Genomic DNA, 24,703 nt, shown 5'->3' on the forward strand with positions numbered 1-24,703 from the left:
ACGCTGTCCTGGTGGAGGATCGACTTCATTAAAGCTGGTTTGTTGCTTCGGCACTTGTGCGTATGGTGTCCATCCGGCTCTCGATGGTGTCGAGGTAATGCGGGTGAGTGATGATGTAGGGCAGATTCTGCGCTATGCCTCGGGCCACATGGTCGCCCGCTGTTGCCGGATCCATGGCGCTGTTCCCAGTTCCCTTGTTGTGACCGACATCCGTGACATGGCCACCCAAGCTTGCCGTGTTCTGATCGAGGTTCGACACCACCAAACCAGGGCACAGCACGGATACCCCGATACCGTGCGGCGCCATTTCGGTACGCAGAGCCTCGGATAAGGCAATGACAGCGCTCTTCGCCGCGCTGTACGCGCCCCGGCCCGGGGCGCCCGAGAGCAACCCCATCACCGACGCTGTGTTGACGATGTGTGCGCGCCCGCGTGCGCGCATGTCCGGGCCGAATGTTGCGACGCCGTTGAACACTCCGGTCAGATCGATGGCGATGAGCATGTCGAAAGTCTCCGGGTCCATGTCGATCACATCGCACCCATTGAAACCGATTCCAGCGTTGTTGACCAGGATGTCGACTGGTCCGAAGGCAGCTTCGGATTTGGACTTGGCCACCGCCCATGCCGCGCGATCGCGTACGTCGAGCGCAACTCCCTGGAACCCGGACCCACGCGATCCGATAGCCGTTTCCAGCGATTTCCGGTTGATGTCGGCAATGGTGATCGAGATGCCGCGATCGGCCAGTGCACCGGCGATTCCGAGGCCGATACCGCTTGCGCCACCGGTTATGAATGCGTGACGCGCAGAGGATAGATCCATGCTTTGAACTCCGTTCGAGATGTCCATCGGTGTCATGAAAACTACTGGGAATCTGATGGATTGGACATGCTGTTCGATCGCCACGAAGGCTTCGTGGTGCTCTCCGGAACTCGGCTACTCCCACGTCGAGTGTCAATGCGCGGGAGTAACCGAGTTGGATGTCGTGGCGAGCGGTCGGTGCCGCGTTGGGCGCTAGTTTGTCATCCAGATCTTTTCGGGCAGTGGTGAACCCAGGGTGTACAGCTGAACTCCGTGCACGTTTTTGGCGTACATCACCGAAGGCGCCGCCTTGATGTACCACGATGCCGGCACCAATGTGGTGAGACGCTCCTGAACGGTTTCGTACGCCGCCTTGCGCTCGTCTGTCCCTTCAGCAAGGCGACCGGCATCGAGGGCGTCGTTGAGTTCCGGGTCATCGAGGCCGGAGAAGTTCCCGGGGGAGTCGCCGTGGAAGGCGGTCCACAACGCGTAATCCGGATCTTGGGTGACCGCGGACGAGACGATCATGTCGAAGTCGCGGGCGCCGGCCCGTGCGGTGACAGCACCGTAGTCGCCGACCTCGACCTCGACGTTGACATTGTCGAACTCGCTCAGTTGGGCCTGCACTGATTCGCCGGCCCCTTTCGTTTCCGTTGTGGGGTACGCGAGGAACGAGAAGGAGACCGGGTTTCCCTCTGCTGCAAGCTCATTGAACAGCTCCTGGGCAACTTTTTTGTTCTGCTCATTGAGTGGGATATCAGCGTAATAGGGGGATCCTTCAGGGAACAGTGTCTGAGGAACCTGGCCGGTACCGAAGTAGACGGTTGAGTTGATCACTTCCGGATCGAGGGCGAGTGCGACTGCCCGGCGAGCCCGTTCATCTTGGAACGGCGCGCGAGCAGAGTTCATGACGAGGAGCTGACCGCCACCGGCGGACACGATCTCGGTGGAGATTCCGGCGGCTTCGGCCTTGTCCAGGGTGGACCAGCTGGCCTCCATGCTGAGATCGGTGCCGCCTGTCGATATCGCGTTGAAACGCTGCTCGGTGTCGGCCACGGTGCGGATGTTGATCTTGTCGAGATAGGGCCTGGGTGCATCCCAGTAGTCGGGATTCTTCTCGAGTTCGATCTGGTTTTGGCGGCTCCAGCTGGTCAGGGTGAATGGGCCTGCACCGACTGGGTTTTCGTCGAAGGCCTTCCGACCCTTCTGCAGAGCCGCCGGCGAGGCGATCCAGTTCATCGCGGTCGTCAAGATGCCCTGCGCGAAATGTGGATTGCGTGCTGCCAATGTCACTTTCAGTGTGGTGGGGTCGACCACCTCGGAGTTGCTGACCTGTGCCGCCTGTCGGACGGCGGTGGAGCCCAGGTTGGGGTCGCGCAGTCGGTCCCAGTTGAACTTGACGGCCGCGGCGTCGAGCGGAGTGCCGTCGGTGAAGGTGAGTCCGGGCTGCAGCGTGAGGTTGAAAGTGTTGCCGCCATCGGTGGTGGCGAAGCCCGTTGCCATGTTGTATTCGACCTCGAGTGTCTCGAGATTGTTGATCATCAGCGTTCCGTAGAGGGCGTTTCCGAGTATCGGCTGATGCGCCCAGGTGTTCGACAAGGCGGCCGGGTCCAGGCTGCGCGGTTCACCCATCTGAATCGTGCGCAGCGTTCCGCCCGCCACCGGATCGCCGACGTCGGCCGCCGATCCGGAGCCAGAATTCTCGGAATCCGTGCCGGCGCAAGAGCTCAGGAGCAGCGTGGCGGCGCATGCCGCCGCAACTGCAGTAACAACGTATCTGGATCGGAACATCATCGACCTCTCGGGAAAGGTTGGGAAACCACAGGAACCGCGGACTAGAAAAGTGTGAGGTGTGACTGGTGAGGCGGAGTCTCCACACAGACGATTCGTTGGGAGGGCCTGGGAACCAACGGTTCTCTTCTGTGAACCGTGCGCTCCGCCGACCATCCGAATCAAGCGCGTGACCCTAGTAGGAGAACACAACTCTCGAAAAAAAAGAACAGCGGAGTCGAAACTTTCCGAGACTTCGGCGTACCAGGTGGCCTTTTCTGCTTCGTCCGATAATTCCGGATCGAAATCGTTGACAGAACTGTTTCGATAAGACGCCGAATCGAGTTGTGTATGGCTAGTATACGCAATTCACCGGCGAGGTTCTTCGGGGATCTGAGGCCGGCGGAACGATGTTGTAAATTCCGTTCTCAAAACCGAAAAGGGGCTATTCAAAACGTGTTCACATCGGGCATGATTGACCTCTGTGAACACTTTGGAACATCTCCACGACCTGGCCGGAAAAGTTGCGATCGTCACGGGTGGATCCCGTGGCATTGGTAGAGCGGTTGCCCAAATTCTTGCCGAAGCGGGAGCAGACGTCGTGATCGCGTCCCGGAAGCTCGACTCATGCGAGCGCGCCGCCGACGAAGTGATGGCATCGACTGGGCGCAAGGTACTTCCGATTGCGTGTCACGTCGGACATTGGGATGACTGTGAGCGTCTGATCGACCGGACACTCGAACACTTCGGCAGACTCGACGTGCTGGTGAACAACGCCGGTATGTCACCGCCCTACAAGAATCTCGATGACATCACCGAGGACTTGTACGACAAGACGCTCGGAGTTAATCTGAAGGGGCCCTTCAGATTGGCCGTCCGCGCCGGAACCCACATGGCCGAGAACGGCGGCGGTTCCATCATCAATATCGGTACTGCCGGATCCCTCGTCGCCAGCGTCAGGGAGTTGCCCTACGCATGTGCCAAGGCCGGTCTCAATGCCCTGACAGTTGGATTGGCCGATGCATTTGCGCCGACAGTGCGGGTCAACGCCATTCTGCCCGGTCCCTTCCGGACGGATATCTCCAAGTCTTGGGCGCCGGCCGAGGGGGAAGATGCGCCGTTCGTGCCACTTCGGCGCATGGGACGACCGGAAGAGATCGGTCCACTAGCACTCCATCTGGCCAGTGCTGCATCAAGTTTCACCACAGGGGCGATCATTCGTGTCGACGGTGGAGTCACCCGAAAAGTCTGATGAAGAAGGAATCAATGACCGATAATCAGCTGTTGCAAGGCAAAGTGGCCATCGTCACCGGAGCCGGAGGAGGGATTGGCAGTACGTATTCGAAGGGGCTCGCCGAGGCGGGTGCAGCCGTGGTTTTGGCTGACGTGAATCTCGAAGCCGCGACCGCGGCAGCTGAGAAGCTGTCCGCGGCAGGCCATCGCGTCCTCCCTGTTCGTGTCGATGTGAGCGACGAAGCCAGTACAAAAGAGATGGCGGCCACCGCGGCCGATCATTTCGGGTCGGTCGACATCCTGGTGAACAATGCGGGGTTGATGGCAGAGGTGGTCGGTGAAGGGTCCCTCACCATGATGGATCTCGAACTCTGGAACCGCACTCTCGCAGTGAATCTCACCGGTCCGCTCCTTTGTAGTCGTGCAGTGGTGCCGTACATGAAGGAGCGCGGCTACGGCAAGATCGTGAACCAGTCGTCGAGTGGTGCATTCATGGCCGCACAGGCATATGGCGTTACCAAGCTGGGGTTGGTGAGCATGACGGTGTCACTGGCGCGGGAGTTGGCGCCGTTCGGGATTCGGGTGAATGCGATCGCGCCGGGCATGGTCAACACGGAAGCCGGCTCGATCGCATCGCCCCCGGAGCTCAAGGAAATGGTCAAACACGCAATTCCGTTCCCCTTCGGAGAACCGGAGGAGCTGAATCCGGGTCTGCTGTACCTCGTTTCGTCGGGCAGTGACTGGGTGACCGGCCACACTCTCAACATTGACGGCGGCTGGGTTGTACGGGTCTGAAGTCGCTTCTTCACAACACTTCTAACAGTCAGGAATTCGCATGAAGCATTACTTGCTGGTTGAATCACATCCTTCCCATCCTGATCGATTGGACGAATTCAACAAATGGTACGACGAGGTCCACATACCGGAGGTGGTGGCGCTTGACGGGTTTGTCGCCGGAACTCGACTCGTGGCGGCGGATCCAGACGGCGGTCCGTCGGTGACGCTCTACGAACTCGAGGGTGATCCCCACAAGGCGAAGGAAAATGTACATCTCGCGGCGGCGGCGAAGCAGTTGAACATGTCGGATTCGCTGAGTTATGGACCGATCCCGACAATGCGGATCATGGCTGTGAAGTCGGAGTATTCCAAGCCGCGTTGATTGGGTAAAGGGTAAAAGTATTCGAGGCCGTCATCTCCGGATGACGGCCTCGAATGTTTTTCTAGTGTCAGCTCGGCAGGTTCGCCGGAATCCAATTCGGATCACGCTTTTCCATGAATGCTCGCATTCCCTCGCGCGGCTCTTGCGACGTTTCGAGCGCGCCGAACATCGTCTCGTAGTCGAACAGCCCGTATCGCTCGTTGAGCATTCGTTTGACCTGAGCTCGTGCGATCGGCGCCGATTGCAATATCTCACGTGCTGCCTGGAGTGCGGCCGACCGCAGGTCTTCGTGCGGCACCACCCTGGAGATCACCCCGAGTCGCAGTGCCTCCGCCGCATCGAATTTGCGTGCGGACAATATCAAATCGCGTGCTGCCGCGAGTCCGACATGTGCGGGCAAAGCGGCGGCGAAGGTCGCGTCCGGGATTCCGCGCAACAGTTCGGGCACGCGGAACGTGGCCCGGTCGCTGGCGACGGCGATGTCGGACATCATCGCAACCAGTAGTCCGCCGGCCTGACAGATTCCGTTGACGGCGGAAATCACTGGTGCGCGGCTGTCCCGGATGGTCAGGAAGGGTACGACATCGCTGCCCGAAAGGCCCTCCGGCAGGTTGTCACCAGGCTCGGTGCGTCCACCCAGATCGCCGCCGGGTGCAAATACGTCGTCGACTCCGGTGATGATCAGCGCGGCCAGGTCCCGATCGGAGTTGACGAGGCGAACCGCTCGTTTCAAGCCGTAATACATCGCAGGGGTGAATGCGTTTCGAGCCGACGGCCGATCGATGGTGCACCATCCGATGGAACCGTCGCGCTCGAATCGTAAACCGTTGGCTCCTAAGTCATCTCCCATGGGGACACCTACTCCATTCTTGGTTTTGAGAACGATGATCTCGCAAAGGCGAAGCCCGGGAACACCGTTCCCGGGCTTCCCGAAACTGTTGTTGGTGTGGACTGACGTCAGGCAGTCAGGTCGATGAGCACTTTTCCAATCGCTTGACCATCTGCGACCATCCGGAGAGCGTCTGCGGTCTTGTCGAGTGGGAACTCGGCGCCGATGTGCGGGACCGCACGCCCGGAGACGAGTAGATCGGTGAGCTCGGCCTCATTTCGGCGGAACTCTTCCGGCGGGATGTCTTTGAATTGGAAACCGTTGACCTGCACACCTTTTACCAATATCAGGTTGAGCGGAATCTTCGGAATGACACCGGATGCGTACCCTATCGTGATGAAGCGACCGCCCGGGCGTAGTGCCCGCAGAGCAGGCTCTGAGAGATCGCCACCCACCGGATCAGCAACGATATCGGCACCTTGGGGGAGCGCAGCCTTCAATGCCGTTCGCAGATCGTCGGTGCGATGGTTGATGAGGTTGCTTGCGCCGTACGACGCTGCCACGTCGAGCTTTTGGGTGCTCGACGCTACTGCGGTGACCGTTGCGCCGAGTGCAACGCCGAGCTGAACGGCTGCGATTCCGACGCCACCACCGGCACCGAGAACGATCAATTCGTCGCCAGGCTTGAGGTGAGCCACCGATCGGAGCGTGTGGTACGCCGTCCGGTGGGCCACCCCGAAGGCTGCGGCGACGCGCGTCTCTACACCGTCCGGGATCCGGCGGAGCGTGAGCTTGTCGGAGGCGATGATGATCTCCTCGGCGAAGGCGCCGACGAACCCGGTACCCGCAACGCGCTCGCCCACGGCGACCGAGTCGACTCCGTCGGCGGCTTCGGCCACCACGCCGGCGAATTCACTGCCGGGAGTGAATGGCGTCGGGACGGTGACCTGATACTTGTTGGCCACCAGTAGTACGTCCGAGAAGTTGACGGCTGCGGACTCGATGCGGATCCGTACCTGCCCTGCCTCCAATGGGGGTGAGGGGAGTGCTTCGATCGTGATGGTCTCGGGGGTCCCGTAGTCCGAACAGATTGCAGCGCGCATATGAAATCACTTTCCTGGACGGTTGGGGCGTCGCGACGCTCGGGAATTGCCTGTTGCCGTGGCCGCTACTGCGTGGCAGCGAGTTCGTAGCGGCGGCGGTATTCCTCTTTGGACGTCTCGCGGATGTCGACGTCGGTAGCGCGAGCACGGAGTGCGCCCACTGTGGCGTCCTCGCGCGCAATGTGTTTGAACGGATCCCAGCCGAAGAAGTTCGCGGCATTCTGATGGGTGATCTTGTTGATCTCGTCGTCCGAGCACTCGGAATCGTCGAGCTCGGCCTTCAGGATCTCCGGTGACCGGGGCCAGGTGGAGTCCGAGTGCGGGTAGTCGCACTCCCAGGCGATGGTGTCGATGCCCAACTTGTTGCGGTTGCTGAGACCACTGGGCTCGGTGATGTAGCAGGCGAGGAAGTTGTCTCGCCACACGTCGGTAGGTGTTTTACCCCTGGGTAGGAACGTGAATCCGGTCCACGACTGATTGACGATATTGCGCTCCAGCCGGTCGAGCCACGGTGCGACCCATCCGATGCCGCCCTCACTCATGGCAATCTTGAGTTCAGGGAACTTCTGGAAGGCTCCGCTGAGCATTATGTCGGTTGCGGCGATGGTGGAGATCAGCGGTGTCAACACCATCATGCTGTCGATGTTGGCCCCTTCCGGCCGTTGGATCAGGCTGAAGCCGCCACCGATGTGCAGGCTCAGGACGATTCCGTGTTCCACGCATGCGGCGAAGATCGGGTCCCAGTAGCCGGACGCGAAGTCGGGGTAGCCCGACCCGTAGGGCGTCTCCGGGATACTGATCGACCGGCATCCCATGGCGGCCAGGCGGTGGACCTCTTGGACCGACTCGTCGATGTCGAAGAAGGGGAGGATGCCCAGCGGGATGAAGCGGCCGGGATGGGCGTCGGGGACCTCGCCGACCACCCAGTCGTTGAACGCCCTGCAGGCCGCCAGCGACAGGGCCTTGTCGGGCAGGCTCGCCAGGTGGGTGCCGGCGAAGCCGGGGAAGGTGGCGAACAATGTGGAGGCGAGGATGCCGTTGGCGTCCATGTCCCGAACGCGCAGGTCCATGTCGTAGACGGCCGGTCGCATTTCGGCGTACCCGGTGGGGTCCATGCCCCATTCACCCTTCGGCCACGAGATGACGGCGTTGAGTCCGGAGCTGCCGACCACCTTGTCCTGGAACTGCCAGGCCTGGACCCGCGGGTTCCGTGGATTGGCGGTCAGTTTCGGCGCCTGGTCCATGAGGTGCTTGGGGAAGTGCTTTTCGAAGATGTCGGCAGGTTCGACCACGTGGTCGTCGATGCTGACCATCACCATGTCGTCAATGTTCATCGGGGATCGATCCTCTCCATGGTTGCGCAGAGATGTCGGCAACCTCGTCAATTCAGGTGGTGGACTTAGAGCTGTGTCGGTCCTACTTCTGTGCCGTGATCGGTGCGGCGAGCCCCTGCTCGTCGACGATCCGTTGAATTTTCACCAGCGTCTCGTCGAGTCCGGCGCCGATTCGCGGGCCGGGGGTGAAGGTGGCCGGGAGTTGACGCATGCCCTGGATCATGCCGATGGAGTCGTAGTGCACGGCGCCTTCTGGGTCGCAGTGGTAGTCCGGCATCCGATCGAGCACTGCCACGAGCATGCGCTTGAACACTGTTCGCGCCAGGTTCGACCCGATGCAGCGGTGGACGCCCAGTCCGAAACTCAAGTGCCGGTTGGCTGTACGTTCGAGATCGACCTTGTTGGGCTCGTCGAAGACCGATGGATCCCGGTTGGCCATCGCCCACGAGAGGAACAGGCGCTCACCTTCCTTGAACTCGATGCCGTTGATTTCACCGTCTTCGGAGAAGGTGCGGCCGTCACCGGGTGTCGGACAGAAGAAGCGTAAAAACTCTTCCGTCGCCGAGTCCAACATCGTGTCCCGCTCCCGGCTGAGGATCTCGCGTTGGTCGGGATTCTGTGACAACCATTCAATCGAGTGGGACGTCAGTGCTGTGGTCGTGTCGAACCCTCCGCCAATGAGCAGACTGATGACGCCGAGAAGCTCTGCATCGTCCGGCTTCTCGCCGTTGATGGTGGCGCGGACAATCGCGTCGACGAGCCCGGGCCGCGGGTTCTCCCGGATTTCATGGAGATTGAGCAGGAGGTCTGCACCCATGGCTTGGTGCAGGGCACTGATCCGCTGAATGTCGGGCGAATCAGGCGGGGTGTACATGGCCGCGTGCACAGGTTCGCAGTAGGCGGTCCACTTCACAACCGGGATGCCCAGCATGGCCAGCGTGATGACTGCCGGAACGATATTCGCCAGATCATCGATGAAATCGATGCTGCCCGTTTCGATCTTCTCGTCGATGCTGGCTCGGATCACCTCATCGATGATCGGGACCCACTTCTTGATGGCAGCGGGCGACAGATAGGGGTTGAGGATCGCGCGAAATTCGCGATGTTCGGGATCATCCATTTCCAGGATGCCGCCACGGATGCGGCCTGCCGACCTGATCGCAGTCGGGATCATGATCCCCTTGTATCCGCGGCGGACTCCCTTGATGTCGTTGTCGTTTGACAATCCGACCGATCGGGCGAGGGTGAAGACTTCTTCGGCACCTGCGGCAACCCAGTGGCCGTCGTAGGTGTCAGACCAGGCCATCGGGCACTTGGACTGCATCTCCTCGGTGATCTTCGAGAAGTTGTCGCGATAGTCCGCTGCGTGCCGGTCGAACTGGAATACCGGTGCCCTGCGATTGGTCTGTGCTGCAACGTTGTCGGTGCTCATCGCGCTGTCCTCTCTGGTGTCTTGCCGGCGGCGTTTGCGGATTGGGGGTCGCCCGAAAAGGTGCTGATTGCCTGCTCCGGGCAGGAACGGACAGCCTCTCGCACACTCTCCTCGAGATCGGCAGGAACATCACCGTCGATTGCCGTCGCATGACCATCGATATCGCTCAGATCGAACACGTCCGGTGCGGCCATCGCGCACAACGTGTGCCCTTGGCATAGTTCTGGGTCGACCTTTACCTTCACGATTGCCTCAATTCGTAGCTGAATCATTGTGCGATTTCAGACCGTTACGATTCCCGTTCGGTTTCATCGGTTGACTGGCGGTAGACGCTGTCGGTGCGGGCCTGAACACGAAAAACGTTGTAGTGCAACAGTCTTGCAGGGAACCTGTGTCGGACCATGGTGGTCGATGTCTTCAGATGGTGGGGAACGCGCCAGGATTCGCGGCACCCGTGACGCAAATCACTGATCTGGAGAAGACCATACCGCTGGAAGGGTGGAATGTGAAGGTTTCCGGAGAAATCGATCCAAATTGTTTTCGGCGAGAGATGCTCTACCGCAAGAGAGTTGGTGAAACGACGAGGGATTTCCGGGCGATGGTTTCGCGATGATGATGCCTGGGAGGGCATGGCTGATCCGGACCCGTTGCGTGTCATCAAATGTTGTCTGGAGCACGGGGAACGGGACGCATGTACTCAGGTGCGTTCGTTGTTTGCCGGTTCCTATCCGGGCACGCCGGTACACATCGCAGTGCTACCGTCCCTGCCAGTTCGGTTCGCGTTTCTCGATGAATGCCAGGGCGCCTTCTTTGGCGTCGTCGCTGCGGAAGACGATCTCGCGCTGCTGGGCGAGCCGCTTTTCGGCGGCTGCGGCGTCGGTGACCGAGAGTCGGACGAGCTCTTTGCAGGCTGCCAGGCCCAGAGGAGCGTTGGCCGCGACGCGTTCTGCGTAGGCAATGGCGTTGTCCAGCACGTCTTCCGGTGCGGCGACGGCATTGACCAGGCCGATCTGGTATGCCCGGTCGGCGGTGAAATAGTCGCCGGTCATTGTCATCTCGAAGGCGATACCCAGCGGGATGCGGGTTCCGAGGGACGTCCCGCCGCCGGCGGGGAAGAGGCCGCGCTTGATCTCGGGTAGCCCGAACTCGGCTGTGGACGACGCGACGATGATGTCGCAGCCGAGGAGCAGTTCGAGGCCACCGCCGATGGCGGTGCCGTTGGCGGCACCGATCACCGGCACGGAAAGGCCGCCGGCAGCGAGGCGGGTGAAGCCTTCGGAGGTGAAGTTGCCACCGTCGGCGAAGTCGCGGAGGTCCATTCCGGCACAGAAGGCGCGGTCGCCGGTCCCGGTCAGGACGATGGCGCGGATCTCCGGGTCGGCTTCTGCCTCGAGCGCGGCGCTGCCGATACCGCGAAGCAGGCTGCCGGTCATCGCATTTCGGGCCTCAGGTCGGTTCAGACGCAGGACCAGGACAGCCCCGCGCCGCTCTGTGATGAGTTCGTCAGCGCTTTTCCCGGTCCTGGTGATCATGACTTGTAGTCGCTCGATGCTGCGAACTCGGCTGCTTCCCGCATCAGCTTGGTGATGACCGGGCCGTAGGCCTGCAACTTGATGTCGTCACCGGCACGCTGGAAACCCTGCTCGAGGATGATGGCGAGTTTCCACTTGGCCAGCACCAGGTAGTAGTCCAGATCGTCGACCTGGCGGCCCGACACCTTGGAGTAGTGGTTGACTATCTCATCGCGCGAGGGCATCCCGGACAGGTCGACATAGCTCGCCTTCGATGCCTCGGGTGCGTTGGTGTCCTCGGGCCAGCCCTGAACCATCCAGGCCAGGTCCAGCTTCGGGTCGCCGACGGTACCCATCTCCCAGTCGACGATAGCGGCGAGCTGGGCCGGGGCGCCTTCCTTGAACATGACATTGGCGAACTGGTAGTCGCCGTGCATGATTCCGGGGATGAAGTCGATCGGCTTGTGAGCGTTCAGCCAGGCGGTGGCCTCGCTCATACCCTCGAGTTCACGGCCCTTGATCCGATCGAAGAATCGGGTCCACCGCGACACCTGGCGTTCGTGGAAGCCGTCGGGCCGGCCCAGATCGCCGAGGCCCTGGGCCTTCCAATCGACCTTCGACAGCAGCGCGATACCCTCGGCCAGCTGATATGCCAGGCCTTTTCGCAATTCGAGGTCGGAGGTGAAGGGTTCCTTCCACTGCTTGTTGTCCATCGGCGACCAGCCGTCGACGTAGCCCATCAGGTAGAACGAGCGCCCCAGGACCGAGGTGTCGGAGCAAGCAGCAATCGCTTCGGTGTGCGGCACATCGGTGCCCTCGAGGGCCTCGATGATGCGCCATTCGCGCATGATGCCCTCATCGCGGTCGGCCGGCGCGGCGGTCGGCGGCATCCGGATCACCGAAACATGTTCTCCGCGAGTGAGTTTGTAGATTTCGTTCTGCGTTCCGCCGGAGAGGAACTTGGCCTCGAGCGGTTCGCCCTTGCCGGGCAGTCCGGCCTCGTCCATCCAGTCCGCGAGCTTAATCAGGTCCATCAGAGGTTCCCCACTTCGAGTTCGAGAAATTCGGCGTATTTGGCTTTGGCTGCAGCTTGTTTGCGAGGGATCCACTCGGTGGGCCACAGGTCGTCGGTGCCGGTGTAGTCGCGCAATACCTGCTTGGCGACGGTCATCTTGTGGACCTCGGTCGGGCCGTCGGCCAGACCCATCACCGCGGCGCCGTGCACCATGGTCAGGAACGGCATCTCGTTGGTCACACCGAGGGCGCCGTGTACTTGCATTGCCCGCCAAGCGATGTCGTGCAGGACCGTGGGCATGACCACCTTCGCGGTGGCGATGTCTTTACGGACCTTCTTGTAATCGTTGTACTTGTCGATCTTCCAGGCCGTGTTCAGCACGAACAACCGGAACTGTGCCAACTGGGCGTACGAGTCGGCGATGTAGCCCTGGATGAACTGCTTGTCGGCCAGCCGGCTGCCGGCGGTCTCGCGGCTCAGCACCCGCTCGCACATCATGTCGATCGCCTTCTGCGCCAACCCGATCGTGCGCATCGCGTGATGGATCCGGCCACCGCCGAGCCGGGTCTGCGCCACCGCGAACGCCTGACCTTCGCCGCCGAGCAGTGCGCTGTCGGGGACGCGGACGTTGTCGTAGTGGATCAGGGCGTGGGTGCCTTCATCCATCGGCTCGCCGAACAGTCCGACGTTGCGTTCGATGATGACGCCCGGGGTGTCGGTGGGGACCAGGAACATCGACATGCCCTTGTACGCGCTCACCTCAGGGTTGGTGACAACCATGACGATGAGGAACGACGCGGTCTTGGCGTTCGATGAAAAGTACTTGTAGCCGTTGATGATCCAGTGATCGCCGTCGCGGACCGCGCTGGTCTTGAACTGCGTCGGATCGGCGCCGGCCTGCGGCTCGGTCATCGAGTAGCTCGAGAAGCATTCGCCGTCGAGCAACGGCTGCAGGTACTGCTTCTTCTGGTCCGGGGTGCCGTAGTGGGCGATGATCTCGGCGTTGCCCGTGTCGGGCGCCTGGCAGCCGAACACGATCGGCGCCCACGACGAACGGCCCAGGATCTCGTTGAGCAGGGCCAGCTGCAGCTGGCCGTAGCCCTGACCGCCCAGGTCCGGGCCCAGATGGGTCGCCCACAAACCCTGATCACGAACCTGCTGCTTGAGAGGGTCGATCGCCTTGCGACGTCCCCCGTCGAGCGGGACGAACTGCATATGCGGCCACGCGTGATCGAGTGGTTCGACTTCTTCGCGGACAAATTCATCGGCCCAGTCCAGTTTCGCCTGGTACTGCGGGTCGGTCTCAAAATCCCATGCCATGGAGGCCTCCTCGTTCCGTGCGAGAATAGCATTCTGCTCGTTCGGAATGCAATTCTTATAGTTGGGAAGAGTGTTCCATTGGTGATTGAGAAAATGGGCACGCGGGAGCGACCGGCAAGGTCTGGACCAGGCGGTCTGCTGTGATTTGTGTGTTCGCAAGGGGTCGGCAGCGTTCACGTGAAGTTCGTGCGCCGAGCCGAGCCGAGTCGCGGAGCCTCGTTGAGGCGGTCACGGTTTCTGCGCGGTATCGGCGTGGTCGGACAGTGGCGTGCACGCAGCGATGGGGGCGCAAGAATGTGATCTTGAAACCGCTTGAGAGGACCGATTTCAGGGATTATGGATCGCCGAAATCGTCAGAGATCTAGACCTGTGGAGGCGATGGGTGTTCAACACCGACCTCGGCCGACGCCGCGGGTCGAAGAAGCGGCGCCGGCCCGAGTTGGAGCCGTTCAGATACCGGTGGTCACAAACGGAACCGCTGCCTCACCGGTGTAGACGAGGAAGGTGAAGGACTCCTGGAAGTACAGGTTGATTCCGTTCGCATCGTGGGAGTCGTAGCCGATCGAAACGTCTTGTCCGATGGTGAGATCGAAGTCGCCGCCACGGGTGCTCAGCAGGAACGCCTCATCAATGGCAGGGGCCCAGATGATGTCGCCATCGATCACGCGCTGCAGATGCTGGATGATCGGGTAGCCATGATTGGAGGTCTCGTTGACCTTCAACCACACGTCGGCGCTCAGTGCCAACGAGTACGGACCGCTCACCGACGACAGGCGGAGCCGGCTCAACGCCTGGCTGATCGCCTCGGGGTATTCGCGAACATCGCTGGGTAGCTTGATCGGATCGCCCGGGGCCTGGCTGCGGATGCCCGCGATGCCTGCGGCGGAATAGCCTTCGAAGATGGCGCGGTCCTCGGCCTGGGCAAGGCTGCGCGCCGCCTCGATGACCGGATCCCAATCGGAGTCCTGCGCACCGCGGTCGACGTCGTCGACTGCCTGGCGGCTGACCGTGAACGGAACCTTCAATTCGATGATCGACTGCGACGTGCGGGCGCTGGCTTCGATACCAGCGCGCGGTGCGTCGATGGGAAGGCGACGTCCGGTGGTGACCGCGGCGAGTTCCAACCCGTGCGGACCGTTGACGTCGACGAGTCGACGACCGGCACTGTTGCGCTTGAAGGTTCGGGTCGCCTCCTCCTCGATCTCTTTCCAGGCCGCAGCAGAGATCGGCGCGAGTTCGCGGTGCAGGTTGTTCATTTTTCCTCCGTGGTCAACTGCCGGCGCCGGGAGAGGTCGCCGATTCGAAGCGACCCCAAGTCGGGGACCGTGTCGGTGGTGATGGTTTCGGGATCGTTCGTGTCGTCTTCAGCCGTTTCGGATTCACCGGTCGGGAGCTCGGGCGGATCGTCGAGAAATTCGATGGTGGGCGCAAAGTAGCGACTACCGGTGACGGCGGTGGAGAAGTCGAGTAGCCGGTCGTAATTGCCCTCGGGCTTACCGATGAACATGTTGCGCAACATTTCGTCGGTCACTTCAGGACCGGCCGAGTAGCCGATGAACAACGTTCCGAACTCGTCCTGGCCCACCGTGCCGAATGGCATGTTGTAGCGCACGATCTGCACCTGCTCACCGTCTTCGTTTTCGATGACAGTCAGCGCGGTATGGGAATTGGACGGTTTGGTGTCGTCGTCCATTTCGATGTTGTCCCACTTGGTCCGGCCGAAGACCCGTTCCTGCTCGTCGGTGCCTGTCGCCTTCCAGGCAGCCATGTCGTGCAGATACTTCTGGATCAAGACATAACTGCCACCGGCAAAGTCAGGGTCGTCGTCGGCGTCGACGATCACTGCCCGCACGGCCGCGGGACCATCAGGGTTTTCGGTGCCGTCGACGAACTCGACCATCGAGCGCATGTCGAACAACCGGAATCCGTGGACTTCGTCGACCACGGTTACGGCGCCCTGGAGTGCATCGGTGATCTGCTTGGCCATCTCAAAACAGGTGTCCATGGGCCTGGCGCGGATGTGGAAGAGCAGGTCGCCGTCTGTTGCCGGTGCCGTGTGCACCGCACCTTGCAGCGGGACAAAGGGGGCCAGGCCAGCGGGCCGCCGACCGGTGAACAGTCGGTCCCAGACGTCTGACCCGATGCCGACCACACACGTCAGCTGGGAATCGGGAACTCGTGTGGCGACCGATCGGATGAGCCCGGTGACACCGGAAAGGAAATCCCAGACCTGCGCTTCGGCGCCCTCCTTGACAGTGGCAACCAGGAAGATGGAGGTTTCCGGTAGCCGCGTCAGAATGGGTTGCGGTGTCGGGCCTTCAGAATCGATGATGATCGTTGCCTTCCGCCTGCTGATGGACCTATCCGAATTACGTTAGCGTTCCTCGGAGCCGTTGGGTGCGTTGACACCCCACCTGACAATTGTGCACGGACTGCGTCCCGAATACATGAGTCGAATGTCCCGTGTGGGGATGGCGCGCAAAGATATCGTTAGAACTTGGTGCGCGATGTATTCAAGCCCCGGGACGATGGGTAGAACGATAGACGTGAGACCACATCAAAAGCCGCGTCCCAGTGCAGAATTCGATCCCGACCCACTCCAGCAGGTGGATCTGTGACACTCACGACGATCTTGCCGACCCTGCGCGCGAGCATCCCGGACCCGATCAACAGTTCTTTGTGGCCCGACCACACAACCACCACCGTGACGGACGTTCTTGTCGACGGTCTGTCGATGACACACCTCATCGAATTGTCGGGAACGCCCGCGGTCTATCCGAGTCGCACTCCGGGGCGAGGCGTGGTGATGATGCGCGTGGTGGAAGCCCGCACCATCGGTCCACGCCGTCGGATGATCTGCGTCGATTTCGCTGCCGAACGAGTGCAACTGGTCTGGTCCGAGGCCCGCTTGATCGGCCGGGTATCGACTGCACGAGTGGAGTCGACCGACATCGGTTCGAAGGGGCGAGAATGCGCGCTCACCCTGCCGCGCCCGGCGGATATCTTGCCCGGTGACGTGCTGGCCGCACCCTGTGAGATGCCACTGCAGTTGTGGTTGCCCGACCGGCCCGCAGGATTGGCGGCAGAGGTCTTTTCGCCGACTGCGTAACCGGCTACGTTCGGGGGTGACCCGACCCCGGGAGGTGGCCGAGATGACATCCGCGCCGATATCTATGCCGGTGAAGGTGGACCGAGACGGTCCGGTGACCATGATCAGCATCAACCGGCCTGAGATTCGGAACGCCGTTGACGGCGTGACAGCGCAGGCCCTGGCCGACGCCTTCCGGGCCTTCGACGTCGATCCCGATGCGTCGGTGGCGGTGCTGCACGGTGAGGGCGGAACATTCTGCGCCGGCGCCGATCTCAAGGCCGTGGCATCCGGTCGCAACGTGAACCGGGTGGCGGCCGATGGCGACGGTCCGATGGGGCCGACTCGAATGCGATTGTCCAAGCCCGTCATCGCGGCCATCGACGGGCATGCGGTGGCAGGCGGTTTGGAACTCGCGTTGTGGGCAGACCTCCGGGTCGCCGACGAAGGCGCCGTTCTCGGAGTGTTCTGCCGTCGATGGGGTGTACCGCTCATCGACGGCGGCACCGTGCGGCTACCGCAATTGATCGGAATGTCGCGGGCCATGGACCTGATCCTGACCGGACGCCCGGTGTCAGCGGGCGAAGCCGGTCAGATGGGGCTGGTCAACCGGGTGGTGCCGGCCGGCGAAGCGGTGTCGGCGGCCCGGCAACTCGCCCACGAACTGGCCGCGTTCCCACAGACCTGCATGCGCCACGACCGGCTCTCCGTGCTCGAACAGGAAGGGCTCTGTGAAGAGGACGCCATCCTCAACGAGTACGGCCATGGCGTGAGGTCACTGTCGACAGAGACCGTTGCAGGCGCGACCCGGTTCGCCGGGGGAGCGGGTCGACACGGGTCGTTCGACGAAGAGTGAGGACAAGGATCGAAGCCGGTGAGGTGTCGGTCGGCGAGAACGTCGATCTCATCACCACCTATTCTGGATAAATGAGTGCCACCACCACGACTCCGGCCGACATCGAACAGATCGTGCGCGGCCAGGCGACCGCCGCCAAAGCCGCATCTCGCGTGCTCGCGGGCCTGACCACCGATCAGAAGAACCGGGTTCTGCACGACTCCGCCGAGGCATTGCTCAGGCAGGCTGATTCGATCCTGGCCGCCAACGCCGAAGATGTCGCGAGGGCCGAGGCCGCCGGGACCGAGGCCAGCCTGATCGATCGGCTGCGTTTGACGGCCGATCGGATCGACGGCATCGCCACCGGACTGCGCCAGGTGGCCGGACTGCCCGACCCGATCGGCGATGTGATCGCGGGCAAAACCCTGCCCAACGGCATGCAGTTGCGGCAGGTGCGGGTACCGCTCGGTGTGGTGGGCATGGTTTACGAAGCCCGCCCCAATGTCACCGTCGACGCGTTCGGCATCGCGCTCAAGTCGGGCAATGTGGCGCTGCTGCGTGGCTCGTCGTCGGCGGCCAGTTCGAATGCCGAACTCGTCCGGATCCTGCGCGACACCCTGACCGCCGCCGGTCTGCCTGCCGATGCGGTGCAATTGCTGCCGTCGGAAGACCGGTCCAGCGTCACCCACCTCATCCGGGCCCGCGGGCTCGTCGACGTGGTGATCCCACGCGGTGGTGCCGGCTTGATCAAGGCAGTGGTCGAGAACGCCACGGTGCCGACCATCGAAACCGGAACCGGCAACTGCCACATCTACATTCACTCGGCGGCTGATCTCGACATGGCCGAGGACCTCGTCCTCAACTCCAAGACCCGGCGGCCCAGTGTCTGCAACACCGCCGAGACCGTCCTCATCGATCAGGCGATCGCCCCGGCCGCGTTGCCCCGACTGACCCAGGCGTTGCAGAGCGCCGGGGTGATCATCCACGGCGACGAACCGGGCATGGTCCCGGCCACCGAAACCGATTGGGCCGATGAGTACCTGACGCTCGACATCGCCGTGAAGATCGTCGCGGGTATCGACGAGGCCGTCGACCACATCGATCGATACGGCACCAGCCACACCGAGGCGATCGTCACCGCCGACCTGGCTGCGGCCACGGAGTTCACCCAGCGCGTCGACGCCGCAGCTGTCATGGTGAATGCCTCCACCGCGTTCACCGACGGCGAGCAGTTCGGATTCGGTGCCGAGATCGGCATCTCCACCCAGAAGCTGCACGCCCGTGGCCCGATGGGTCTCCCAGAACTGACCTCCACCAAGTGGATCGCCTGGGGCAACGGCCAGACCCGGCCCCGCTAGCCCAAGCCGCCGGCCCTGAACCCGCTGCCCGTCCAACCAGATACCCAGGAGCAAAAACGATGGCCGTAGAGCCCAGTTTCACCGACGTGCCCGGCGTACGCGAGACGCTAGCCGGCGTTGGGTACCTGGCCGACGAGGCAACCTCGACGTCGGTGTTCCTTGCCGACCGGCTGGGTAAACCGCTGCTCGTCGAAGGCCCCGCCGGTGTCGGCAAAACCGAGTTGGCGCGTGCGATCGCGCAGTCCACGGGCGCCGATCTGGTGCGATTGCAGTGCTACGAGGGCATCGACGAGGCCCGCGCGCTCTACGAGTGGAACCACGCCAAGCAGATCCTGGCGATCCAGGCGACCGGCCAGCGCGGCTGGGACGAGACCAAGGCCGATATCTTCTCCGACGAGTTCCTGTTGCCGCGTCCGCTGCTGAAAGCCATCACCCAGCCCGGACCGACCGTGTTGCTGATCGACGAAGTCGACAAGGCCGACGTCGACATCGAAGGCCTGCTCCTCGAGGTCCTCAGCGATTTCGCTATCACGATCCCCGAGATGGGCACGGTCACCGCCGCGCGGCGACCGATCGTGCTGTTGACGTCCAATGCGACCCGCGAGCTGTCCGAGGCCCTCAAGCGCCGCTGCCTGTTCCTGTTCATCGATTTCCCCGACGCGGCGCGTGAGCGGGAAATCCTGGCCAGCCGGGTGCCTCAGCTCGCCGAGTCGGTCGCGAAGGAACTCGTCCGCATCATCGGGGTCCTGCGCACCCTCGACATCCGCAAGAAGCCGTCGGTGGCCGAGACGATCGACTGGGCCAACACGCTGCTGGCCCTGGGCGTCGGCGAGAAGCCGGGAACAGAGATCGACAACGCGCTCATCGCGCAAACCCTGGGGGTCGTCCTCAAGCACCGTCCGGACGTGGCCACCGCCCTCAAGGAACTGAAGCTGAGCTGAGCACCGTGACCGCTCCCTTCATCACCCAGCTCACCGGGTTCGTCGACGACCTCCGGGCCCGCGGGATCGTGGTCGGGCCTGCGAACCTGATCGACGCCGGGGAGGCAACCGCGGTCCTCGATCTTCTCGACCGCGAAAGCTTCCGCGAGGGGATGGCCTGCACGCTGCTCCACGACAACGGGCACCGCAGGGTCTTCGATTCTGTCTTCAACCTGTGGTTCCCGCTCGGCGCCGGCGACCGCAGCGGCGACCTGGACGAGGCGTTCACCCGGGACGCCGACGGCAAGATCAAGACCGAGGCCGTACGTGACCGCCTCGCCGAACTCCTGGCGGACGATTCACCGGAATCCGAGGCAGAGCTGGCCAGATTCGCGGCGATGATCGTCGCGGAGATGGGCAAATATCAGGCGACCCGGGATTCGGCCTACTCCACCTATCAGGCGATGTCGGCGGTTGATCCGCAGACGCTGATCGCCCGGATCGCCGCGGCGATGGCCGTCGCGGGCGGCGGCACCGAGGCCGACGGCAGAGATCCGGTCTTCCGCAAGGCCGCCGCCGACCGGGTCAGGCAGTTCCGGACGTTGATCGACAACGAGACCAAACGCCGGATGGCCGAGCGCAACGGCCGCGAACGGGTGTCGCAGTACGCGGTGCCGAACCTGCCCGAACGGATCAACTTCCTGTCCGCAGGCGCGGCCGAGGTCGCCGAGGTCCGTCGCACCGTCGCACCGTTGGCGCGCCTACTCGCATCCCGACTGGAGATCCGCAGGCGGCGTGCCCACCGCGGCGCGATCGACGTCCGCAAAACGTTGCGCGCATCGATGTCCACCGGGGGAGTCCCGATCGATCTGGTGCGACGCAAGCCGCGTCCGGGCCGCCCCGAACTGGTGGTGCTCTGCGATGTATCGGGCTCGGTCGCCGGGTTCTCCCAGTTCACTCTCCAGCTCGTTTATGCCTTGCGGCAACAGTTTTCGAAGGTCCGGGTGTTCGCGTTCGTCGACACCGTGGACGAGGTGACCGAGTTCTTCGACGGCCCCGACCTCGACGTCGCCGTTGCGATTCACGACATGGTGAAGAACGCCCGGCTGATCACCCGTGACGGTCACTCCGACTACGGCCATGCGTTCGCAGGCTTCGCCGACGGGCATCTGGACGCACTGACGCGACGCGGTGCGCTGCTCATCCTGGGGGACGGCCGCAACAACTATCGCGACCCGAAGCTCGACGCGCTGACCAAGATGGTCGATCACACCAGGCATGCCTATTGGCTCAATCCGGAGGCCGCTGTCAACTGGGATTCGGGGGACTCGATCGCCGCAACCTACTCCGATGTGATTGACATGCATGAATGCCGGAACGCCTCCCAACTGGCAAAGGTGATCGCCAACCTGCTGCCCGTATGAGCTGATCAGTAGACTCAATCCTCATGCCCGAAACGACACCCCTCTCCCGCGCCTCCAAAGGTCGGAAGATCGGTGTCATGGGCGGCACCTTCGACCCCGTCCACAACGGCCACCTGGTCGCTGCGAGCGAGGTCGCGGACCGCTTTGGTCTCGACGAGGTCATCTTTGTCCCCACCGGCCGGCCCTGGCAGAAGTTCAAGACCGACGCCGGGGTCAGCCCGCCCGAAGACCGCTATCTAATGACCGTGATCGCAACCGCGTCCAACCCACGGTTCTCGGTAAGCCGGGTGGACCTCGACCGCGAAGGCGACACCTACACGGTCGACACGCTGCGTGATCTGCGCCGCATGAACCCCGACGCGGAGTTGTTCTTCATCACGGGTGCGGACGCGCTGGCATCGATCTTGTCTTGGCAGGACTGGGAAGTGTTGTTCGAGTTGTCGAGCTTTGTCGGGGTTTCCCGTCCCGGCTACGAACTCGGCGCAGCACATCTGGACAGGCATCTGCAGAAGCTCCCTCCCGATACCCTCCATCTGATGGAGATACCGGCGTTGGCGATTTCGTCAACGGACTGCCGCGAGCGTGCGGCGGCCGGACGGCCGGTCTGGTACCTGGTACCGGACGGAGTGGTGCAGTACATCAGTAAGAGAAAGCTCTACCAATCGAAAGGCACTCTGTGACAGCGTCACCCGAGGCGGTCGCCATGTCCGCCGTCGCCGCCCATGCGGCCGCCGACAAACTGGCCGCCAATGTGATCGTTCTCGATGTTTCCGAGCAGTTGGTCATCACCGACTGTTTTGTCATCGCATCGGCCGACAATGAACGACAGGTCAGCGCCATCGTTGACGAGGTCGAGGAAAAACTGCGCGAAGCCGGCCACAAGGCGGTCCGGCGTGAAGGCACCCGTGAAGGGCGCTGGACGCTGCTCGACTACATCGACGTGGTCATCCACGTACTCCATGAAGAGGAGCGCGAGTTCTACGCCCTCGAACGTCTGTGGAAGGACTGCCCGGTCCTCGACATCCCAGGGCTCGACACCCCCGTGATCGCGACCGGCGGTGACGACGAAGACACCGAAAGCTCGAACAATGAATGAGTTGTTGCGTCCGGACGGACACGACTCCAGCGTTGAACGGATGACGCCGGTCGTGCGTCGGCTCGTGCTGCTTCGGCACGGGCAGACCGACTACAACGCAACAAGCCGGATGCAAGGACAGCTCGACACCGATCTGTCCGAGCTCGGTATCCGGCAGGCCGCCGCCGCGGCCAAGGTGCTCGCCGCCAGAGAACCGCGTCTGATCATCTCTTCGGACCTGCGGCGGGCGCGAGACACCGCGGCTGCTCTGGCCGAGCAGGTCGGCCTCGAGGTCGGGTTGGACAAGCGGCTGCGCGAAACCCACCTCGGCGAGTGGCAGGGGCTGACCCACCACGAGGTCGATGCACTGCTGCCCGGTGCCCGCCGCATCTGGCGCGACGACGCCACCTGGACCCCGCCCGGTGGCGAGAGCCGCGTCGACGTGGCCCGCCGGAGCATGCCTCTGGTGGAGGAACTCGTTGCCGGACTTGGTGATTGGGGTCGCGGCGACAACGCTGACGCACCGGTTGTCCTGGTGGCACACGGTGGGGCGATCGCGGCCCTGACCGCCGGGCTGCTCGGACTCCCCATCAGTCACTGGCCGCTGTTCGGTGGACTGGCCAACACCAGTTGGGTCCAGCTCAGCGGGCACGGTGAAGACAACGACACCACCTGGCGGCTCGACGTGTGGAATGCGTCCGCCGAGGTCTCCGATCTGGCAGTCCAGTGAGCGGCTTGCAATGAGCCTGGACATCGCGTCGCCGGGGGGCGGCAGTCTGTTGGTGCTGTCGGATTCGCTGGCCTACTACGGGCCCAAGGGCGGATTGCCTGCCAACGATCCGCGGATCTGGCCGACCTTGGTCGCCAAAGAGTTGGGCCTGGAGCTCGAACTGTTCGGACGGATCGGCTGGACCAGCCGCGACGTCTGGTGGGCACTGACCCAGGATCCGAACATCTGGGCTGCGGTCCCGAGGGCGAGCGCGGTCGTCTTTGCTTTCGGCGGGATGGATTCGCTGCCGTCGCCGTTACCGACCGCTTTGCGCGAGCAGATCCGCTACGTGCGGCCGCCGTGGTTGCGACAGTACGTCCGTGACGGCTACGGGTGGCTTCAGCCGCGGCTGGCCCGGACCGGCTGGCCGTTGGCACTGCCACCGGCGCTGACAGCTGACTATCTCGGCAAGATCCACGAGGCCCTGACCGCGATCCGGCCCGACCTGCCGGTGGTGGCCTGCCTGCCGTCGACGCATCGCAGTCCCTACTACGGCAACGTCCACAAGGGGCGACCACAAACGGTGGCCGCAATGACCGAGTGGGCGCAGGCGGCGCAGGTGCCGCTCGTTGATCTGATGCCGCCGACCGCGGCGCATTTCGACCGCGGCGAAGGAAATCCGGACGGCATTCACTGGGGCTTCGGTTGTCACCGCGAGGTGGCTGATCTTGTTCAGGCCGCCGTGTCCGGCGCCCTCACGACTTCCGACGCCCTCACGATTCCCGATGCACCGACGACTAACGTGTCCCTGTGACCGTTGTCATAGTGACCGACTCCTCGGCACGCCTGCCGAATGCGCTGCGCGAGCGGTACCGCATCAGGCAGGTGCCGTTGCATGTCTTGTCGGGGGATCTCGATCTGCGGGAAGACGTCGACGAGATCGGTCCCGACATCTACAACAACCCGCAGACGACCACCTCGGGTGTGACACCCGCCGACCTCGAGGCCGCGTACGCGCGTGCCGTCGAGGAAAGCGACGGCGACGGAGTGGTGGCGGTCCACCTGTCCCGGCGGTTCAGTGGCACGTGGGGTTCGGCGCGTGTGGTTGCCGAGAAGTTCCAGGGCCACATCCGGGTGGTCGACTCACGGACGGTCGGGCTCGGGGTCGGGTTCTCTGCCCTTGCCGCGGCGCAGACTGCCGAAGCCGGCGCCGATATGGACCGTGTGTACGAAGCGGCGATCCGGGTCGGGTCGACGACAGAGTGCCTGCTGTGTGTGCAGCAACTGGAGAATTTGCGGTCGAGTGGACGGATCGGCGCCACCACCAGATTGTTTGCCTCGGCGCTCGCGATCAAGCCCATTCTGAGAGTGGTCGACGGGACGCTGGTCCTCAAGGAGAAGCAGCGGACCACGTCCAAGGCCATCGCCAAGATCATCGATTCCGGTGTCGAGATCGCCGACCAGCGGCCCGTGACCCTCGGTGTACAGCATTGTGAGGCACCGGATCTCGCGGCGCAGATCATCGAAGCGCTGCAGTCCAAGCTGACCATCACCTCGCTGGTGCAGTCCGATTTCGGTCCGGTGTTGTCGCGGCATGTGGGTAGCGGGGCCGTGGGTATCGCGGTGGCGACATCACTGGACCCGATCGACCTCCCCTGAGTTTCCCTCTTTCTCAAACGCTCCAACTGTACGAAGATGCTCCACAAATATGTGGAGCGTCTTCGTATAGGTGGAGCGTCTGGAGGCTGATGCCGAGGTTGTCCACAGTTCGCTGCTGTGCCCACAGGAT

Annotated in this window: 24 protein-coding genes and 1 pseudogene; 13 read left to right on the forward strand and 12 right to left on the reverse strand. The window is 62.8% G+C overall.

Translation table 11 applies throughout. The features are described 5' to 3' along the window. Positions 1 to 28 precede the first annotated feature (28 nt). Both AC1TPF_RS11300 and AC1TPF_RS11305 read right to left on the reverse strand, forming a co-directional pair. Positions 29 to 820, reverse strand: a complete 792-nt coding sequence (locus AC1TPF_RS11300; protein WP_482143875.1) for an SDR family oxidoreductase — start codon at positions 818 to 820, stop codon at positions 29 to 31. 192 nt (positions 821 to 1,012) lie between these two features. Further along, the gene (locus AC1TPF_RS11305) at positions 1,013 to 2,590 is read right to left on the reverse strand and encodes an ABC transporter substrate-binding protein (protein ID WP_482135043.1); all 1,578 of its coding nucleotides are present in this window, start codon (positions 2,588 to 2,590) and stop codon (positions 1,013 to 1,015) included. Between the two features lie 472 nt (positions 2,591 to 3,062). Here AC1TPF_RS11305 and AC1TPF_RS11310 point away from each other — a divergent pair, with 472 nt between their 5' ends. The 3 genes from AC1TPF_RS11310 (at position 3,063) to AC1TPF_RS11320 (ending at position 4,961) form a co-directional block, all read left to right on the forward strand. Continuing rightward, positions 3,063 to 3,821, forward strand: coding sequence for an SDR family NAD(P)-dependent oxidoreductase (locus AC1TPF_RS11310; protein ID WP_482137213.1), 759 nt, complete (start codon positions 3,063 to 3,065; stop codon positions 3,819 to 3,821). A gap of 14 nt (positions 3,822 to 3,835) precedes the next feature. Next, on the forward strand, positions 3,836 to 4,597 hold the full coding sequence (locus AC1TPF_RS11315; RefSeq protein ID WP_482135042.1) for an SDR family oxidoreductase: 762 nt from the start codon (positions 3,836 to 3,838) through the stop codon (positions 4,595 to 4,597). A gap of 88 nt (positions 4,598 to 4,685) precedes the next feature. Then, a complete protein-coding gene (locus AC1TPF_RS11320; RefSeq protein WP_482135041.1) occupies positions 4,686 to 4,961 on the forward strand; it encodes a hypothetical protein in 276 nt (91 codons plus the stop codon). Between the two features lie 67 nt (positions 4,962 to 5,028). On the opposite strand, the gene AC1TPF_RS11325 is transcribed toward AC1TPF_RS11320, so the two are convergent. The 10 genes and pseudogenes from AC1TPF_RS11325 to AC1TPF_RS11370 form a co-directional block, all read right to left on the reverse strand. Further along, positions 5,029 to 5,811 carry an enoyl-CoA hydratase/isomerase family protein gene (locus tag AC1TPF_RS11325; protein ID WP_482135040.1) on the reverse strand — a complete coding sequence of 261 codons (783 nt, stop codon included), beginning with the start codon at positions 5,809 to 5,811 and terminating at the stop codon, positions 5,029 to 5,031. A 107-nt stretch (positions 5,812 to 5,918) separates the two neighbouring features. Beyond that, positions 5,919 to 6,893: an NADPH:quinone oxidoreductase family protein gene (locus tag AC1TPF_RS11330; RefSeq protein ID WP_482135039.1), complete on the reverse strand. Its 975-nt coding sequence runs from the start codon at positions 6,891 to 6,893 to the stop codon at positions 5,919 to 5,921. 65 nt (positions 6,894 to 6,958) lie between these two features. Next, positions 6,959 to 8,227, reverse strand: a complete 1,269-nt coding sequence (locus AC1TPF_RS11335) for an amidohydrolase family protein (protein ID WP_482135038.1) — start codon at positions 8,225 to 8,227, stop codon at positions 6,959 to 6,961. Positions 8,228 to 8,309: 82 nt separating this feature from the next. Next, complete coding sequence (locus tag AC1TPF_RS11340; RefSeq protein WP_482135037.1) at positions 8,310 to 9,659, reverse strand: cytochrome P450; 1,350 nt, start codon at positions 9,657 to 9,659, stop codon at positions 8,310 to 8,312. Between the two features lie 65 nt (positions 9,660 to 9,724). Beyond that, positions 9,725 to 9,904 (reverse strand): annotated as a pseudogene (locus tag AC1TPF_RS11345) (ferredoxin); the annotation flags it as partial. Positions 9,905 to 10,414: 510 nt separating this feature from the next. Continuing rightward, positions 10,415 to 11,191, reverse strand: a complete 777-nt coding sequence (locus tag AC1TPF_RS11350) for an enoyl-CoA hydratase-related protein (protein WP_482143877.1) — start codon at positions 11,189 to 11,191, stop codon at positions 10,415 to 10,417. Next, positions 11,188 to 12,204, reverse strand: coding sequence for a phosphotransferase family protein (locus AC1TPF_RS11355; protein WP_482135035.1), 1,017 nt, complete (start codon positions 12,202 to 12,204; stop codon positions 11,188 to 11,190). The genes AC1TPF_RS11350 and AC1TPF_RS11355 overlap by 4 nt, the downstream gene beginning before the upstream one ends. Then, complete coding sequence (locus AC1TPF_RS11360) at positions 12,204 to 13,505, reverse strand: acyl-CoA dehydrogenase family protein (RefSeq protein ID WP_482143879.1); 1,302 nt, start codon at positions 13,503 to 13,505, stop codon at positions 12,204 to 12,206. The genes AC1TPF_RS11355 and AC1TPF_RS11360 overlap by 1 nt, the downstream gene beginning before the upstream one ends. A 449-nt stretch (positions 13,506 to 13,954) precedes the next feature. Next, on the reverse strand, positions 13,955 to 14,761 hold the full coding sequence (locus tag AC1TPF_RS11365) for a family 1 encapsulin nanocompartment shell protein (RefSeq protein WP_482143880.1): 807 nt from the start codon (positions 14,759 to 14,761) through the stop codon (positions 13,955 to 13,957). Beyond that, complete coding sequence (locus AC1TPF_RS11370) at positions 14,758 to 15,801, reverse strand: Dyp-type peroxidase (RefSeq protein WP_482144091.1); 1,044 nt, start codon at positions 15,799 to 15,801, stop codon at positions 14,758 to 14,760. Before AC1TPF_RS11370 ends, AC1TPF_RS11365 begins: the two co-directional genes overlap by 4 nt. A 318-nt stretch (positions 15,802 to 16,119) precedes the next feature. Here AC1TPF_RS11370 and AC1TPF_RS11375 point away from each other — a divergent pair, with 318 nt between their 5' ends. The 10 genes from AC1TPF_RS11375 (at position 16,120) to AC1TPF_RS11420 (ending at position 24,573) form a co-directional block, all read left to right on the forward strand. Beyond that, the gene (locus AC1TPF_RS11375) at positions 16,120 to 16,614 is read left to right on the forward strand and encodes an urease accessory protein UreE (RefSeq protein ID WP_482135032.1); all 495 of its coding nucleotides are present in this window, start codon (positions 16,120 to 16,122) and stop codon (positions 16,612 to 16,614) included. Between the two features lie 43 nt (positions 16,615 to 16,657). Continuing rightward, a complete protein-coding gene (locus AC1TPF_RS11380) occupies positions 16,658 to 17,449 on the forward strand; it encodes a crotonase/enoyl-CoA hydratase family protein (RefSeq protein WP_482143882.1) in 792 nt (263 codons plus the stop codon). Between the two features lie 71 nt (positions 17,450 to 17,520). After that, the gene (locus AC1TPF_RS11385) at positions 17,521 to 18,786 is read left to right on the forward strand and encodes a glutamate-5-semialdehyde dehydrogenase (RefSeq protein ID WP_482135030.1); all 1,266 of its coding nucleotides are present in this window, start codon (positions 17,521 to 17,523) and stop codon (positions 18,784 to 18,786) included. A 59-nt stretch (positions 18,787 to 18,845) separates the two neighbouring features. After that, on the forward strand, positions 18,846 to 19,727 hold the full coding sequence (locus AC1TPF_RS11390; RefSeq protein WP_482135029.1) for an AAA family ATPase: 882 nt from the start codon (positions 18,846 to 18,848) through the stop codon (positions 19,725 to 19,727). A 5-nt stretch (positions 19,728 to 19,732) separates the two neighbouring features. Then, complete coding sequence (locus AC1TPF_RS11395; RefSeq protein ID WP_482135028.1) at positions 19,733 to 21,130, forward strand: vWA domain-containing protein; 1,398 nt, start codon at positions 19,733 to 19,735, stop codon at positions 21,128 to 21,130. Between the two features lie 23 nt (positions 21,131 to 21,153). Next, positions 21,154 to 21,810, forward strand: coding sequence for a nicotinate-nucleotide adenylyltransferase (nadD, locus tag AC1TPF_RS11400; protein WP_482143884.1), 657 nt, complete (start codon positions 21,154 to 21,156; stop codon positions 21,808 to 21,810). Beyond that, the gene (gene rsfS / locus AC1TPF_RS11405) at positions 21,807 to 22,226 is read left to right on the forward strand and encodes a ribosome silencing factor (protein WP_482135026.1); all 420 of its coding nucleotides are present in this window, start codon (positions 21,807 to 21,809) and stop codon (positions 22,224 to 22,226) included. Before nadD ends, rsfS begins: the two co-directional genes overlap by 4 nt. Further along, a complete protein-coding gene (locus AC1TPF_RS11410) occupies positions 22,219 to 22,935 on the forward strand; it encodes a histidine phosphatase family protein (RefSeq protein ID WP_482135025.1) in 717 nt (238 codons plus the stop codon). Before rsfS ends, AC1TPF_RS11410 begins: the two co-directional genes overlap by 8 nt. Before the next feature lie 10 nt (positions 22,936 to 22,945). Beyond that, the gene (gene octT / locus AC1TPF_RS11415; RefSeq protein WP_482143885.1) at positions 22,946 to 23,728 is read left to right on the forward strand and encodes a diglucosylglycerate octanoyltransferase; all 783 of its coding nucleotides are present in this window, start codon (positions 22,946 to 22,948) and stop codon (positions 23,726 to 23,728) included. After that, the gene (locus tag AC1TPF_RS11420; RefSeq protein WP_482135023.1) at positions 23,725 to 24,573 is read left to right on the forward strand and encodes a DegV family protein; all 849 of its coding nucleotides are present in this window, start codon (positions 23,725 to 23,727) and stop codon (positions 24,571 to 24,573) included. The genes octT and AC1TPF_RS11420 overlap by 4 nt, the downstream gene beginning before the upstream one ends. The last annotated feature ends 130 nt before the right edge of the window (positions 24,574 to 24,703 follow it).

This window comes from Williamsia sp. Y853 (assembly GCF_056786495.1).